A 14793-nucleotide genomic window follows, 5' to 3' on the forward strand; every position below is an offset into this window, starting at 1 on the left:
ATCGGCGCCCTGCGCGGCCCGAAGCACGGCGGCGCGAACGAAGTCGCGTTCGAAATCCAGTCGCGCTATCAGACGCCCGTCGAAGCCGAAGCCGACATTCGCCGCCGCGTCGAGAACAAGGAAGTGGTGATCGGCTTCGGGCATCCGGTCTATACGATCTCCGATCCGCGCAACAAGGTCATCAAGGAAGTCGCGAAGTCGCTGTCGACCGAAGCCGGCGACACCAAGCTCTTCAATATCGCCGAACGCCTCGAATCGGTCATGTGGGACGCCAAGAAGATGTTCCCGAATCTCGACTGGTTCAGCGCGGTTTCGTATCACATGATGGGCGTGCCCACCGCGATGTTCACGCCGCTCTTCGTCATTTCGCGCACGTCGGGCTGGAGCGCGCACATCATCGAGCAGCGCATCGACAACAAGATCATCCGCCCGAGCGCGAATTACACGGGGCCGGAGAATTTGAAGTTCGTGCCGATAAATAAGCGAAAATAGCGGGCTTGCGCGATCGGAACCGCGGGTAAAGCGTTCCAATCCGCGCAACAACCGCCAATCAACCCAAATGTTTTTGAAAGGTTTTTAGATGAATAAGCTTCTGATCGCTGCAATCGTCGGCACGCTCGCCACCACCAGCGTGTTCGTGAGCGCCGACGCCTTCGCCGCGACAACCGAGTCGGGCGCGAGCAAGGCCAAGCGCCCCGCCCCGGCGCGCCGCATCATCAAACGCTCCCCCAAGGCGGCGGCGGCTGCAGCAGCCAAGACGGACCCGGTTCCCGAAGGCGCCGTGAAGTGGGCCTGCAAGGACGGTCTTGCTTTCTATCTGAAGGGCGACATGAAGCGTGACGCAATCGTCACGGTCAACTGGGCGAAGAAGGACTACAAGCTGCCGCGTCAGGATACGACGACCGGCGCCGATCGCTTCCACGATTCGGCAACGGGCATGGATCTCGTCGTGATCCCGACCAAGGCGATGCTGTTCTCGGACAAGGACTCCTCGCGACTCGCCGACGAGTGCGTGACGTCCGAAATGGCCGCAGGCGCGGCTGCGCCGACGCAGTCCGAAGCGCTGAAGCAGAACCCGCTGCTGCTCAAGCCGGCGGAATAAGCAACGTCAGCACATCAAACAGGGAATCCTCGATGTCCGCACCGATCTCCAATGTCCGCCCTGAGCCGGACAAGGTACTCGTAGACATAGTCGACTATGTTCTCAACTACGACGTCGACAGCACGCTCGCGCTCGAAACGGCGCGCAACTGTCTGATCGACACGCTCGGTTGCGGACTCGAAGCCCTCTCCTATCCCGCCTGCACCAAGCTGATGGGACCGATCGTGCCCGGCACGATCGTCCCCAATGGCGCGAAGGTGCCGGGCACGCAGTTCCAGCTCGACCCGGTTCAGGCCGCCTTCAACATCGGCGCAATGATCCGCTGGCTCGACTTCAACGACACCTGGCTCGCCGCCGAATGGGGCCATCCGTCGGACAACCTGGGCGGCATTCTGGCGACCGCGGACTGGCTTTCGCGCAACGCCGTCGCATCCGGCAAAACGCCGCTCACCATGAAAGACGTCCTGATCGCGATGATCAAGGCGCACGAAATTCAAGGCTGCATCGCGCTCGAGAACTCCTTCAACAAGGTCGGCCTCGATCACGTGCTGCTGGTTAAGCTCGCTTCCACGGCGGTGGTCGGGCAGATGATCGGCCTCTCGCGCGAAGAGCTCATCAACGCGGTGTCGCTCGCATTCGTCGATGGTCATTCGCTGCGCACGTATCGTCATGCGCCGAACACCGGCTCGCGCAAGTCGTGGGCAGCCGGCGATGCAACCTCGCGCGCCGTGCGTCTCGCGCTCATCGCGAAGACCGGCGAAATGGGCTATCCGTCGGTGCTGACGGCCAAGACCTGGGGCTTTTACGATGTCCTCTTCAAGGGCAACGAGTTCAAGTTTCAGCGTCCGTATGGCTCGTACGTGATGGAGCATGTGCTCTTCAAGATATCGTTTCCGGCCGAGTTCCACTCTCAGACGGCGGTGGAAGCGGCCATGACCCTGCACGGCACGCTGAAGGAAGCCGGCAAAGGCGTCGAGGACATCAGGAAGATCACCATTCGCACGCACGAGGCGGCCATTCGCATCATCGACAAAAAGGGGCCGCTCGATAACCCCGCGGACCGCGATCACTGCATCCAGTACATGATCGCCGTGCCGCTGATCTTCGGCCGCCTGACCGCCGCGGATTACGAAGACGCCGTCGCAAAAGATCCACGCATCGACACCTTGCGCGCAAAGATGGAATGCGTGGAAGACCCGCAGTTCACAAAAGATTATTTCGATCCGGACAAGCGTTCCATCGCGAACGGGCTGACCATCGAGTTCAACGACGGTTCGGCGCTCGATGAAGTCGTGGTCGAGTATCCGATCGGTCACAAGCGCCGCCGTGCGGACGGCATTCCGCTGCTCGTCGAGAAGTTCAAGACGAACCTCGCGCGCCGCTTTCCCACCAAGCAACAAGAGGCGATCCTCGCGGTATCGCTCGATCAGGCAAAGCTGGAAGCAATGCCGGTCAATGAATACGTCGATCTGTACGTGATTTAGTCGATCGACTCGGTCATACAGAAACGTTGCATCGAAGCATTTCCTCGTTTAGCCCTAGGAAAACAACCATGGCCCACAATCTCCACAATACGCTCAAGGAATTCGACAGCGGTTCCGGCAAAGGCAAGTTCTACTCGCTGCCGCAACTCGGCGAAGCACTGAAGGTCGACATCCAGCGCCTGCCGGTTTCGATCCGTCTCGTGCTCGAGTCGGTGCTGCGCAACTACGACGAAAAGAAGATCAGCGAGGAGCACATCAAGCAGCTCGCGAACTGGAAGCCGAACGCGGCTCGCGTCGATGAAATTCCGTTCGTCGTCGCGCGCGTGGTGCTGCAGGACTTCACCGGCGTGCCGCTGCTCGCCGACATTGCCGCGATGCGTGGCGTCGCGAAGCGTGCCGGCAAGGACCCGAAGGCGATCGAGCCGCTCGTCCCGGTGGACCTCGTCGTCGATCACTCGGTGCAGATCGACCACTTCCGCGAGCCGAACGCGCTCGACCTGAACATGAAGCTGGAATTCCAGCGCAATAACGAGCGCTACCAGTTCATGAAGTGGGGCATGCAGGCATTCGACACGTTCAAGGTCGTGCCGCCGGGCGTCGGCATCGTGCACCAGGTCAACCTCGAGTACCTCGCACGCGGCGTCCACAAGAAGGCCGAAGGCAGCGACACCGTGTACTACCCGGACACGCTCGTCGGCACGGATTCGCACACGACGATGATCAACGGCATCGGCGTGGTGGGCTGGGGCGTGGGCGGCATCGAAGCGGAAGCGGGCATGCTCGGCCAGCCGGTGTACTTCCTCACGCCGGACGTCGTCGGCGTCGAGCTGAAGGGCAAGCTGCGCGAAGGCTGCACGGCAACCGACCTCGTGCTGACCATCACCGAAATGCTGCGCAAGGAGAAGGTCGTCGGCAAGTTCGTCGAATTCTTCGGTGAAGGCACGGCGTCGATCGCGGTCCCGGACCGCGCGACCATCGGCAACATGGCGCCGGAATACGGCGCGACGATGGGCTTCTTCCCGGTCGACGAAAAGACCATCGACTACTTCAAGGGCACGGGCCGCACCGACGCGGAAATCGCCGCCTTCGAAAACTACTTCAAGGCGCAGAACCTGTGGGGCGTGCCGCACGCCGGCGATATCGACTATACGAAGACGCTCACGCTCGATCTGTCGACCGTTGCGCCTTCGCTCGCCGGCCCGAAGCGTCCGCAAGACCGCATCGAAATCGGCAACGTGAAGAGCACGTTCACCGACCTGTTCTCGAAGCCGGTCGGCGAAAACGGCTTTGCAAAGAAGCCGGAAGACCTGCAAGCGACGTACAAGACGGCTGACGGCATCGACGTGAAGAACGGCGACGTGCTGATCGCGGCCATTACCTCGTGCACGAACACGTCCAACCCGAGCGTGCTGCTCGCGGCGGGCCTGCTCGCGAAGAAGGCCGTCGAAGCCGGTCTGACGGTGGCGCCGCACATCAAGACGTCGCTCGCGCCGGGATCGCGCATCGTCACCGAGTATCTGACGAAGACCGACCTGCTACAGTATCTCGACAAGCTCGGTTTCACGCTGGCCGCTTACGGCTGCACGACGTGTATCGGCAATGCGGGCGACCTGACGCCGGAACTCAACGACGCGATCGTGAAGAACGATATCGTCGCGGCCGCCGTGCTGTCGGGCAACCGCAACTTCGAGGCGCGCATTCACCCGAACATCCGCTCGAACTTCCTGGCTTCGCCGCCGCTGGTCGTGGCCTATGCCATCGCGGGCAACATCACGCGCGACCTGATGACCGAGCCGGTCGGTCAGGGCAAGGATGGCCGCGACGTCTACCTCGGCGACATCTGGCCGACGAGCGAAGAAGTGCACGCGCTGCTCAAGTTCGCGCTCGACGCCGACGCGTTCCGCAAGAACTACGCGCAGCTCACGACGGAAGGCGACCTGTGGAGCAAGATCGCGGGCGAAACGGGCCAGGTCTACGACTGGCCGAAGTCGACGTACATCGCTGAGCCGCCGTTCTTCGGCGACGACTTCTCGATGAAGCCGGCCGATTCGATTCCCGCGGTGACGGGCGCGCGCGCGCTCGGCATCTTCGGCGATTCCGTGACGACCGACCACATCAGCCCGGCGGGCTCGATCAAGGAAACGTCGCCGGCGGGCGTGTGGCTGAAGGCGAACGGCGTGCAGAAGGCCGACTTCAACAGCTACGGCTCGCGTCGCGGCAATCACGACGTGATGATGCGCGGCACGTTCGCGAACGTCCGCATCAAGAACCTGATGATTCCGGCGAAGGCGGACGGCACGCGCGTTGAAGGCGGTCTGACGATTCATCAGCCGAGCGGCGAACAACTGTCGATCTATGACGCCGCGATGAAGTACATCGCCGACGAAACGCCGACTGTCATCTTCGCGGGCGAAGAGTACGGCACGGGTTCGTCGCGCGACTGGGCCGCAAAGGGCACGCAGTTGCTCGGCGTGAAGGCCGTGGTCGCGCGCAGCTTCGAGCGTATCCATCGCTCGAACCTCGTCGGCATGGGCGTGCTGCCGCTGCAGTTCAAGGGCGCGGACAGCATCCAGTCGCTGAACATCACCGGCGATGAAACGTACGACATCGAAGGCCTCGGCGATAACTTCAAGCCGCAGCAGGAAGTGACGCTCGTGATCCATCGCAAGGATGGCAAGAACGATCGCGTGCAAGTGCTGCTGCGTATCGATACGCCGATCGAAGTCGACTACTACAAGCACGGCGGGATTCTGCCGTTCGTGCTGCGTTCGCTGCTCGCGGCTTAAGCACGCGCGTGGTTTTGCAGGTGACCGCGCTCGAAAGAGCGCGGGAACATTGGACCCGGCCTCGGCCGGGTTTTTTTTCGCCTGCGCGTTACACGTTCGACACAGCCGTTCCGCTTTGCCCCGCGCGCCGCGCCAGCCACGCGTGAATGAGCGCAGCAAGACTTCGCGCTGACGCCGACTCCGACGCCAGCGAAAACCGGCTGCCCTCGCATGCGCCGCTGACCCAGATCGTCGAATACGGCTTCAGTTCTATCGCGTCGCCGGCGTTCAGCCAGTGATCGTCCGCCTCGCCTTCCACCGTCATCCAGATTTGCCCGCGCAGCACGCGCAGCGTTTGCGGGCGGTGGCTGCTCCACCGCGTCGGCGCATCGCGCCCGTCGAGTTCGAAAGTCCGGATTTCACGCATGATGCCGCTCCCAGTTGACTCATCGGATGGCCGCGCCGCGAAAGTGGTCGCCGAGCCGTTGAACACATTATTCGGCCGGTTCCAAACATTTTAAATGAACACTTGCGTACAGTTGCATCGGAACTGTTCAGTCAGACAGGGTGAACAGTTCAAGCTGTTCGGCCAGCGCGCGGACACGGCATTAGCCGATCGGGCAGCTTGACACGGCTTTACGGCTGCGTTCGAATCACTTCTGACACTCGTGCAAACAGCGCGTGCAACTGTTCACCCGACTCCACCGAACACTCAACGATGAACGCACTTCCGCTCAAAATCGACGGCGCGACCGGCGTTCCGCTCACCGAGCAGATCGTCAGCCAGATCGAAGCGATGATCCGCTCGCGGCGCGTGCTCGCCGGCGCGAAGCTGCCGTCGATCCGTCAGCTGGCCGCCGAACAATGCATCAGCCGCTTCCCGGTGATCGAGGCTTACGACCGCCTCGCGTCGCGCGGGCTGATCCAGCCGAAGCACGGCTCGGGTTTTTACGTGGCGAATCGCGTCGATGACCGCGAGGGCGAGTCGGGCAATTGCGATCCGCGTCTCGCGGAAGAAGAATCGAATCAGGTGCTTCAGCAGTTCAACTATCCCGGCGAGACGCTGAAGCTCTCGAGCGGTTTCATCCCGGAGGCGTGGCGCGATCTCGATGGCCTCACTCAAGCCATCCGTCAGGCGTCGCGCAGCGACATATCGAGCGTGATCGACTACGCGATTCCGCACGGCGACGCCAGCCTGCGCCAGCAAGTGACGCTGCGGCTCAACGCGCTCGGCATCGCCGCCGATCTGCCGAACGTGATGATCACGAACGGCGCGAGCCAGGCGCTCGACCTGATCGTGCGAACAATGCTGAAGCCGGGCGATACGGTGTTCGTCGAAGATCCCGGCTACTACAACCTCTTCGGCCTGCTGAAGCTGCAAGGCGTGCGTCTCGTCGGCGTGCCGCGGCTCGCGAACGGGCCGGACGTCGACGCGGCCGAAGCCCTGCTGAAGCAACACAAGCCGAAGCTCTTCTTCGTCAACACGGTCTTCCAGAATCCGACCGCGACGAACATTGCGCCGCAGGTCGCGTTCAAGCTGCTGCAACTCGCGACGCTGCACGGCTTCTCAATCGTCGAGGACGATATCTACGCCGATTTCCAGGCCGTGCCGACGCAACGGCTCGCGTCGCTCGATCAGCTCGACCGTGTGATTTACGTGGGCGGCTTGTCGAAGACGCTGTCGTCGTCGCTGCGGATTGGCTATCTGGCCGCGAACCGGCAACTCGTGAAGGGTCTCGTCGATGTGAAGGTGCTGACGAGTCTCGGCGGCACGCGATTCGCGGAAAGCGTCGCGGCGAGCCTGCTCGAACGCGGCACGTATCGCAAGTATCTGGAGCGGCTGCGCAAGCGCGTGCGCGATTCGCTGTCGAGCGCGGTGCAGCAGCTGGAAGGCTATGGATGGACAGTGTTCGATGAACCGAGCGGCGGCAGCTTCGTCTGGGCAAGCGTGCCGGGCATCGGCGATTCAGCGGTCTTGGTCGATGAAGCCGTGAAGTTCGGCGTCACGCTCGCGCCGGGGAGTTACTATCGGCCGAACGGGGAAGCGTGTCCGTGGGTGCGGATCAACTCGGCGTATGCGGGAGACCGGCGCGCGTCGCGCTTCTTCGAGCATATGACTCAGAAGCGCGACGCGGCCTGAAACAAGCGTCGCTGCGATTACATCGGCGGGGCGACGCCATCTTTCTCGACGACGATCCGCTGCGCGGCATATGCGCCGCCGCTTTCCGGGCTCGCCACCACGAACACCTTCTTGCCCGGCTTCAGATCGTCATGCGTCGCCGGCGCGAAAGTGACGACCGGCACGTTCTCCGGCACCGTCACCGCGTTCGATCCGCCCTTGTACGACAGCTTCAGGTCGCGCCCGCTCGTGCCCTGCACGACCTGATCGACGTTCGCGTTGGTCATCGAGCTTTGCGGGCCGAGATCCCACGCATAGTGGCCTTCGCCCGTGCCGCGTGCGGCTTCCGGGAACACGAGGACTTCGGTTGCGGTGAGCTTGCCATCGGTGCCGGTGGTGGCTGCGGTGCCCACGAACTGGCCCGGCTTGATGTCGGCCAGTTTGATGTTCTTCAGCGCCGACACGGGCGTATCCGCTTTCACCGCGATTTTCACCGTATCGCCGCTGCGGCGATGCACGGTCAAGGTATCGCCCGACAACGCGACGATATCGCCGCGAATGCGCGCGGGCTTGCCTGCAGGCGCCTGAGCGAAGGCGGCGGTCGTGAATGCGAGAGCCGCGATGCTGAGGCCGAGTTTCGTGCGAATCGACATTGAATCTCCTTCAGTGAGTGGACAACGTAAGCGATAGAAAAAGCATCATCAGGAACCGCCGAACCAGTTGTAGCCCTGGTTTTCCCAATAGCCGCCGGGGTAATCGTTGGTCACGGTAATCGCGACGATATGCTTCGGGTTCTTGTAGCCGAGCTTGGTCGGCATGCGCAGCTTCATCGGGAAGCCGTATTTCGGCGGCAAGATCTGGCCGTCGTAAGTCAGCGTGAGCAGCGTTTGTGCGTGCAGCGCCGTCGGCATGTCGATGCTCGTCGAGTAGTTATCGGCGCAATGGAACGCGACATACTTCGCGCCCGTATCCGCGCCGGCTCGCGCCAGAAAATGCGCGAAACGCACGCCGCCCCACTTGCCGATGGCGCTCCATCCCTCGATGCAAATGTGCCGCGTCACCTGGCTTTCCTGCGGCATCGCGTGCAGTTCATCGAGCGTCCACACGCGCTTGCCGGTGACGCGCCCGCCTACTTGGAGCTTGTAGGCCGATGCATCGACTTCCGGCACTTCGTCGATGTCATAGAACGCGTTGAAAGGGAACGGACGCGTGATCATCGACTCGGGATACGTCGGTGCGAGCTTGTTCGGATCGAAGAGCAGCGCCTGGGCGTCGTCGTTGAACGACGATATCTTGCGCAGCATCGCGTTGACGGACTTGTCATCGGTGAGACTGCAACCCGACAGCATCACGAGGCCGCCGAGCGAAAGAATGCGCTTGCCGAAGAGACGCCGGGCGGGCGCTTTCAGCTCCTTCGCGGCATCCTTGATGATGGACTCTGCATCGAGCTTGGTGTTTCGGATCGACATGGCGTCAACGTCCTCGGATCATCAGCACGAGCGAACGCGGCACGAGTGCGACCATCACCACATGCAGCACGACGAACGCCACCAGAAAACTCATGCCGAAGAAATGCACGACGCGGGCATTGTCATAGCCGCCCATCAGCGTGCGAAGAAAGGGGAACTGCACGGACTTCCACACGACGAGGCCCGACAGAATGATGACCACGATATCCACGATCACCGCGAGATAAGCGAGCTTCTGCACGGCGTTGTAGTGCGTGAGATCGTCGTGGCCGAGCTTGCCGCGCACTGCGGCGAGCGCATCGTTCACGACGCTTCTGATGCTCAACGGAAACATGCGCCGGCGAAAGCGCCCGGTGACGACGTTCATCACCGCATACACGATGAAGTTCGCCACCAGGAGCCACATTGCCGCGAAGTGCCATTGCAGCGCGCCGCCGAGCCAGCCGCCGAGCGTGATCGACGATGGAAACGCGAACGGTTTGAAAATGGGCGATGCGTTATAGATCTGCCATCCGCTCGTCACCATCACGACGATGGCGAGCGCATTGAGCCAGTGCGTGATACGCAGCCATAGCGGCTGTAGCGTTCCTTGCTGCACGTCGAACCTCGCGTCGGGTTGATGGGACTTGAAACGAGAGCATGAAGCGGATGCTAACGGCGCGGCGCTGATGGATCGATGACGACTCGATGACTTTTTTGTCATACTCGGCCGGCCTCACGCGCGCGCTGGCAGAATGACGTCAACGTAGCAACGACAGCGAAGCGCGCGCATGACCATCCTCGTGATCGAAGACGACCGCAAGACCGGCGACTACCTGAAAAAAGGGCTCATCGAGTCCGGATATCAGGTCGATCTCGTGCGCAACGGCACGGATGGCCTGCATCAGGCGCTCGCCAACCCCTACGAGTTGATCGTGCTCGACGTGATGCTGCCGGGCATCGATGGATGGCAGATCATGTCCGCATTGCGCGCGAAGCGTGACCTTCCTGTCATTTTTCTCACGGCGCGCGATCAGGTGAGCGACCGCATTCACGGCCTCGAACTCGGCGCGGACGACTATCTCGTCAAGCCGTTCTCGTTCACTGAACTCGTGCTGCGCATTCGCACGCTGTTGCGCCGTGGCGTGATGCGCGAATCGGATACCTTTCAGGTCGCCGACCTCCACGTCGATGTCCTGCGCCGCAAGGTCACGCGCAAGGGCATCGACATCGTGCTCACGAACAAGGAGTTCGCGCTGCTGCATCTCTTCTGCAAGCATCAGGGCGAAGCGCTCTCGCGCACGCTTATCGCATCGGAAGTGTGGGACATGAACTTCGATAGCGATACGAACGTCGTCGATGTCGCGATCAAGCGTCTGCGCGCGAAGATCGACAATCCGTTCGAACTGAAGCTGATCCATACCGTGCGCAGCATCGGCTATTCATTCGGGGAGGATTCTTGAAGCGGCCTTCGCGATCGCTTGCGGTTCGCATCGCGCTGTCGTTTGCGGCGATCGTATGCGCGGTCGTCGGCATGGTCGGCGCGTCGCTTTATCACGCGACCAACTCCGCACTGTCGACGCGCGCCGACTATCAGGTGATCGCCCGCGTCGAACATTTTCGCTCGCTGCTGCACGACCTTTACACGATCAACGAACTCGAAGCGCGGCCCCGGCTCTTCGAAACGATGCTCGGCGACCGGCAAGACGTGATTCTCTTTCGACGCGCGGGAACGGCGCCCTTCATCAACGTCAATCCCGAGCACATGCCGTTGCCGCCGCTGTCGATCGTGCCGGTCGATCGCGCCATCGGTCTCGACGATCTCTACGAAGGCACGCGCGCCGATGGCGTGCGGATGCGCTGGGTCGGCGCACAGGCGCGCATCGGCGATAGCGGCGAAGTGGTCGACATCATCGCGGCGCACGTGATGACGCAGGAAGCGCACGTGTTGTCGGCTTATCTGAAGCGCGTATGGTTCACGGTGATCGGCGCGGTGGCGGTAACGATGCTGCTCGCGTACTGGGTCACGAGCCGCGGACTCATGCCGCTGAAGCTGATGGCCGCCAAGGCCGCGGAGATCACGCCGAACCGCATGTCGGCGCGGCTCGACGTCGCGCATGCGCCGGCGGAACTGCAAAGCCTCGCGGCGTCGTTCAATGCGATGCTCGATCGGCTCGAACATGGCTACGAACGCCTGCTGCAATTCTCGGCGGACCTCGCGCACGAGTTGCGCACGCCGATTGGCGTATTGATCGGCGAGACGCAGGTGATGCTCGCGCACGAACGCAGCGTGGCCGAATATCGCGGCGTGCTGGAATCGAATCTCGAAGAGTTGGAGCGGCTCTCGCGCATCGCGCAGAACATTCTCTTTCTCGCGCAAGCGGATCATTCGCAACAGCCGATGGAGCGCGAGCGAATCGACATTCGCGAGGAACTCGAAACCATCGCGGCGTATTTCGAAGGCATCGCGGAGGAACGCCGCATCACGTTCGCCATCGAGGCGAGCGGCGAGATGCACGCCAACGCGATCATGTGCCGGCGCGCGATCGGCAACGTCGTCGTGAATGCGGTGCGTTATGCGGCGGCGGGCACCGTCGTGCGCCTGTCCGGTCATGCCGATGCGGACGGCGCGTGCATCGTCGTGGGCAATCGCGGCGCGGTCATCGCGCGGCAAGAACTCGCGCGGCTCTTCGACCGCTTCTATCGCGGCGATGCGGCCCGCAGCGAGTTCACGGAATCGAGCGGGCTCGGGCTGTCGATCGTACAGGCGATCATGCGGATGCACGGCGGCAGCGCGTCGGCCGCGTGTTCGCCGGATGGGTGGATCGAATTCACGCTGCGGTTTCCGGCAAGCGCCTGAAAACGCTACGCCCCGGCGACGCTCAACGCCTGCCGCTGCGCCAGCAGGCCATGAATCTGCGCGACGACCGCCGCGCCTTCGCCCACCGCCGCCGCGACGCGCTTCGTCGAAGTCGAACGCACATCGCCGATCGCGAAGACGCCCGGCACGCTCGTTTCGAGGCCCATGACGCCTTGCGTGCGTCCGTCGTGCGCTTCGGGACCGGTCAGCACGAAGCCCTTGCCATCGACGCTTACGCTGCAATCGCGCAGCCAGTCGGTGTTGGGATCGGCGCCGGTGAAGAGAAACAGATGCCGCGATTCGAGCGTGAGCGGACCATCGGGCGTCTTGCACCGGACGGCGGTGAGCGCGCGGTCATCGCCCATCAGCGAGACGATTTCCGTATGCGTGCGCACCGTCACGTTCGGCAGCGAGCCGATGCGCTCGACCAGATAATGCGACATGCTCGCCGCGAGCCCTGAACCGCGAATCAGCACATGGACGTGCTTCGCGTGCGAGGCGAGATACACGGCCGCCTGCCCCGCCGAATTGCCGCCGCCGACGAGCACGACCTCCGCGTTCTTGCAGAGCTTCGCCTCGACCGGCGACGCCCAGTAGTACGTGCCATGCCCTTCGTAACGCTCGAGCCCGTCGATCGCCGGCCGCCGATACGCCGCCCCGGACGCGATCACGACCGTCTGCGTCGTCACGCGTTCGCCGTTCTCCAGCTCGATCTGAATCGGCGACGAACCGCAGTGCAGCGCCTTGATGCGCGTCGGAATCGCGATATGCGCGCCGAACTTCTGAGCCTGCACGAAGGCACGGCCCGCGAGCGCCTGGCCGGAGATACCGGTCGGAAAGCCGAGATAATTTTCGATGCGCGCGCTCGTGCCCGCCTGCCCGCCCGGCGCGCGGCAATCGAACACCGCCACGGACAGCCCTTCGGACGCCGCATAAACGGCCGTCGCCAGGCCGGCCGGACCGGCCCCGACGATAGCGACATCATAGACATGGGCCGGATCGAACTCGGGCAGCCAGCCGAGCTGCGTCGCAAGCTGATTCTCGTCGGGTGCGCGCAGCACCGTGCCATCCGGACAGATGACGAGCGGGAAATCCGCCGTCGACGCCGAGATGCGTTCGAGCAGCGCGATCGCATCCGGGTCCGAGCAGGCGTCGATGACCGTATGCGGATAACCATTGCGGCGCAGAAAGCCTTGCAGCGACACGAGCCGGCCATCGTCGGACTGGCCGAGCAGCACCGGGCCGCTGCCCTTCTCGATCAAGCCGACGCGCCGCAAAATCAGTGCGCGCATGATGCGCTCGCCGAGTTCCGCCTCCGCGACGAGCAGCGCGCGCAGCCGCTCCGGCGGCACCACGATGCCTTCTACATCGTCCACCGCGATGCCATCGACGAGACAGGGCTTGCCCGAAAGCTGCGCCACTTCCGCGAGGAAATGTCCCGCGCCATGTTCGACGATCACGTGATTGCCACCGAGCGCATCGCGCCGCGTGACGCGCACGAGTCCGCTCAGGATGATGACCATGCCGCGCCCGACTTCGCCCATGCGGAACATCCACTCGCCCGCACGCCAGCGCGCCGGCGTGCCGAAGCGGCTCATGCGCTCGATTTCGGCATCGGTGAGGCGCGGAAACATCTGATGCGAGCGGGTTTGCAGCGGCGAGAACGGCGCGCTGTCGTCGGCGGATGCGGATGGACTGACGCCCGTGGCCACGACGTTGGGATCGTCGGGCGGCGGCATCCCCGGACTCCAGGCGACCATGTTCGGCATCTCCATTGCGTGCCCGTTACTCGGGGTCGTACTCATGCGCGATCTCCGTGTGGTAACCCTGGTTCATGCAAGGACGCAGTTGCCTGGGACGTCTGCGCGGCCTGTACCGCCTGTACCTGCTGCACGATGGGCAACGTGCAGGCGGAGGCCATCTGCTCCGCTTCCTCGGGGCTCGTCGCCGCAAGTTCGCCGAACTCGGTCAGATTGGCGACTTCGAAACCGGCGAGCCGCCATGCGTCGAGACCGCCGGTCAGCGGCAGCACATCGCGAAAGCCCGCGTTGCGCATGGTCTTCGCCATCCACGCCGCCGACACTTCGTTCGGGCAGGAGCAATAGATGACGACCTTGCGCGACTTGTCATAGCTTTCGATGATTTTCTGCAGTTCGCGCTCATCCGCGAAGAGCGAGCCCGGAATCGCGAACGGATCGAGCATGCGCTTCTCCGGCGAGCGGATGTCGAAGATCACGGGCAGCGGTTCGGCGTGCATCAGCGCGTAGAGATCGTCGACGGTGATGCGCGCTTTTTCCAGCGTCGCCATCAGCGCACGGCGACGCCACCAGCGATACGTCACGTAGATCGCCAGCAAGACCGCGACGACCATGCCCGCCTGCCGGCCGAGCCGCGAGATCATCGCAAAGACCATTTCCAGCTCGGCTGCGAACAGCACGCCGACGCTCAGGCCGACCGCTCCCCACAGCGCGATGCCTGCGCCATCGTGCGCGATGAAGCTGCGCAGGCGCACGCCCATCGCGCCGGCGAGCGGCACGGAGACGAGCGACAGACCCGGGATGAATTTGGCGACGAGCAGAATGCGCACGCCCCATCGCCCGAAGAAGCGTTCGGTCTTCTTCACGCAGGTATCGCGCGAAAGGGACAGCTTGCAGATGGTTTTGAGCGTGCGGTCGCCATATTTGCGTCCGCCCTGGAACCAGACGAAGTCGCCGAGCACGCCGCCCGCCACCGCGACGGCCAGCACACCGAGCAAGGGCGTCCAGAAAGCGGCGCCGTTCACGGCCATCAACGCGATCGACGCGCCGACGATGATCATCGTCGGCATGGCGGGCACAGGCAGCCCGAGGGCCGAGCCCATCACGTTGATGAAAACGATGATCGGGCCGAACCGATCGACTAGCTGATGCAGCAACATGGGAATCTCCCGCTTGGCGCTACGGCAAGTGACGGGACGAAGCGGTTTCGCGCGCGAGGGCGGCGAAAGGCGCAAACCGGAAGAATCGGGAGAAACGG

13 protein-coding genes are annotated in these 14793 nt (G+C 63.1%); 7 read left to right on the forward strand and 6 right to left on the reverse strand.

Annotated features, from left to right (window positions below; all coding sequences use genetic code 11):
* The 4 genes from AB6804_RS13315 to acnA all read left to right on the forward strand — a co-directional run.
* Nucleotides 1-492 (forward strand): citrate/2-methylcitrate synthase (locus AB6804_RS13315; protein WP_370886832.1); only part of this gene is annotated, 492 nt, incomplete at its 5' end.
* Nucleotides 493-580: 88 nt separating this feature from the next.
* Nucleotides 581-1102, forward strand: a complete 522-nt coding sequence (locus tag AB6804_RS13320) for a hypothetical protein (protein ID WP_370886833.1) — start codon at nt 581-583, stop codon at nt 1100-1102.
* 32 nt (nt 1103-1134) lie between these two features.
* A complete protein-coding gene (locus AB6804_RS13325) occupies nt 1135-2586 on the forward strand; it encodes a bifunctional 2-methylcitrate dehydratase/aconitate hydratase (RefSeq protein WP_370886834.1) in 1452 nt (483 codons plus the stop codon).
* 68 nt (nt 2587-2654) lie between these two features.
* Nucleotides 2655-5372: an aconitate hydratase AcnA gene (acnA, locus tag AB6804_RS13330; RefSeq protein ID WP_370886835.1), complete on the forward strand. Its 2718-nt coding sequence runs from the start codon at nt 2655-2657 to the stop codon at nt 5370-5372.
* Nucleotides 5373-5460: 88 nt separating this feature from the next.
* On the opposite strand, the gene AB6804_RS13335 is transcribed toward acnA, so the two are convergent.
* Complete coding sequence (locus AB6804_RS13335) at nt 5461-5778, reverse strand: DUF2917 domain-containing protein (protein ID WP_370886836.1); 318 nt, start codon at nt 5776-5778, stop codon at nt 5461-5463.
* A gap of 291 nt (nt 5779-6069) precedes the next feature.
* On the opposite strand from AB6804_RS13335, the gene AB6804_RS13340 reads away from it, so the two are divergent.
* The gene (locus AB6804_RS13340) at nt 6070-7491 is read left to right on the forward strand and encodes a PLP-dependent aminotransferase family protein (RefSeq protein WP_370886837.1); all 1422 of its coding nucleotides are present in this window, start codon (nt 6070-6072) and stop codon (nt 7489-7491) included.
* 17 nt (nt 7492-7508) lie between these two features.
* Here the strand turns inward: AB6804_RS13340 and AB6804_RS13345 are convergent, their stop codons facing one another.
* Genes AB6804_RS13345 through AB6804_RS13355 form a run of 3 tightly spaced genes read right to left on the reverse strand, consistent with a single transcriptional unit; the run spans nt 7509 to nt 9537 of the window.
* On the reverse strand, nt 7509-8123 hold the full coding sequence (locus AB6804_RS13345) for a DUF5666 domain-containing protein (RefSeq protein WP_035970587.1): 615 nt from the start codon (nt 8121-8123) through the stop codon (nt 7509-7511).
* Nucleotides 8124-8171: 48 nt separating this feature from the next.
* On the reverse strand, nt 8172-8939 hold the full coding sequence (locus AB6804_RS13350; protein WP_370886838.1) for a molybdopterin-dependent oxidoreductase: 768 nt from the start codon (nt 8937-8939) through the stop codon (nt 8172-8174).
* Between the two features lie 4 nt (nt 8940-8943).
* Complete coding sequence (locus AB6804_RS13355; RefSeq protein WP_370886839.1) at nt 8944-9537, reverse strand: cytochrome b/b6 domain-containing protein; 594 nt, start codon at nt 9535-9537, stop codon at nt 8944-8946.
* Between the two features lie 172 nt (nt 9538-9709).
* Here AB6804_RS13355 and AB6804_RS13360 point away from each other — a divergent pair, with 172 nt between their 5' ends.
* The gene (locus tag AB6804_RS13360) at nt 9710-10381 is read left to right on the forward strand and encodes a heavy metal response regulator transcription factor (protein ID WP_370886840.1); all 672 of its coding nucleotides are present in this window, start codon (nt 9710-9712) and stop codon (nt 10379-10381) included.
* Nucleotides 10378-11778, forward strand: a complete 1401-nt coding sequence (locus tag AB6804_RS13365; protein ID WP_370886841.1) for a heavy metal sensor histidine kinase — start codon at nt 10378-10380, stop codon at nt 11776-11778. Before AB6804_RS13360 ends, AB6804_RS13365 begins: the two co-directional genes overlap by 4 nt.
* Before the next feature lie 5 nt (nt 11779-11783).
* On the opposite strand, the gene AB6804_RS13370 is transcribed toward AB6804_RS13365, so the two are convergent.
* Nucleotides 11784-13583, reverse strand: a complete 1800-nt coding sequence (locus AB6804_RS13370; protein WP_370886842.1) for an FAD-dependent oxidoreductase — start codon at nt 13581-13583, stop codon at nt 11784-11786.
* Complete coding sequence (locus tag AB6804_RS13375; RefSeq protein ID WP_370887037.1) at nt 13580-14692, reverse strand: DedA family protein/thiosulfate sulfurtransferase GlpE; 1113 nt, start codon at nt 14690-14692, stop codon at nt 13580-13582. The genes AB6804_RS13370 and AB6804_RS13375 overlap by 4 nt, the downstream gene beginning before the upstream one ends.
* Between the last annotated feature and the right edge of the window lie 101 nt (nt 14693-14793).

Origin of the sequence: Caballeronia sp. RCC_10 (assembly GCF_041360715.1) — a bacterium.
Lineage (GTDB): Bacteria > Pseudomonadota > Gammaproteobacteria > Burkholderiales > Burkholderiaceae > Caballeronia > Caballeronia grimmiae.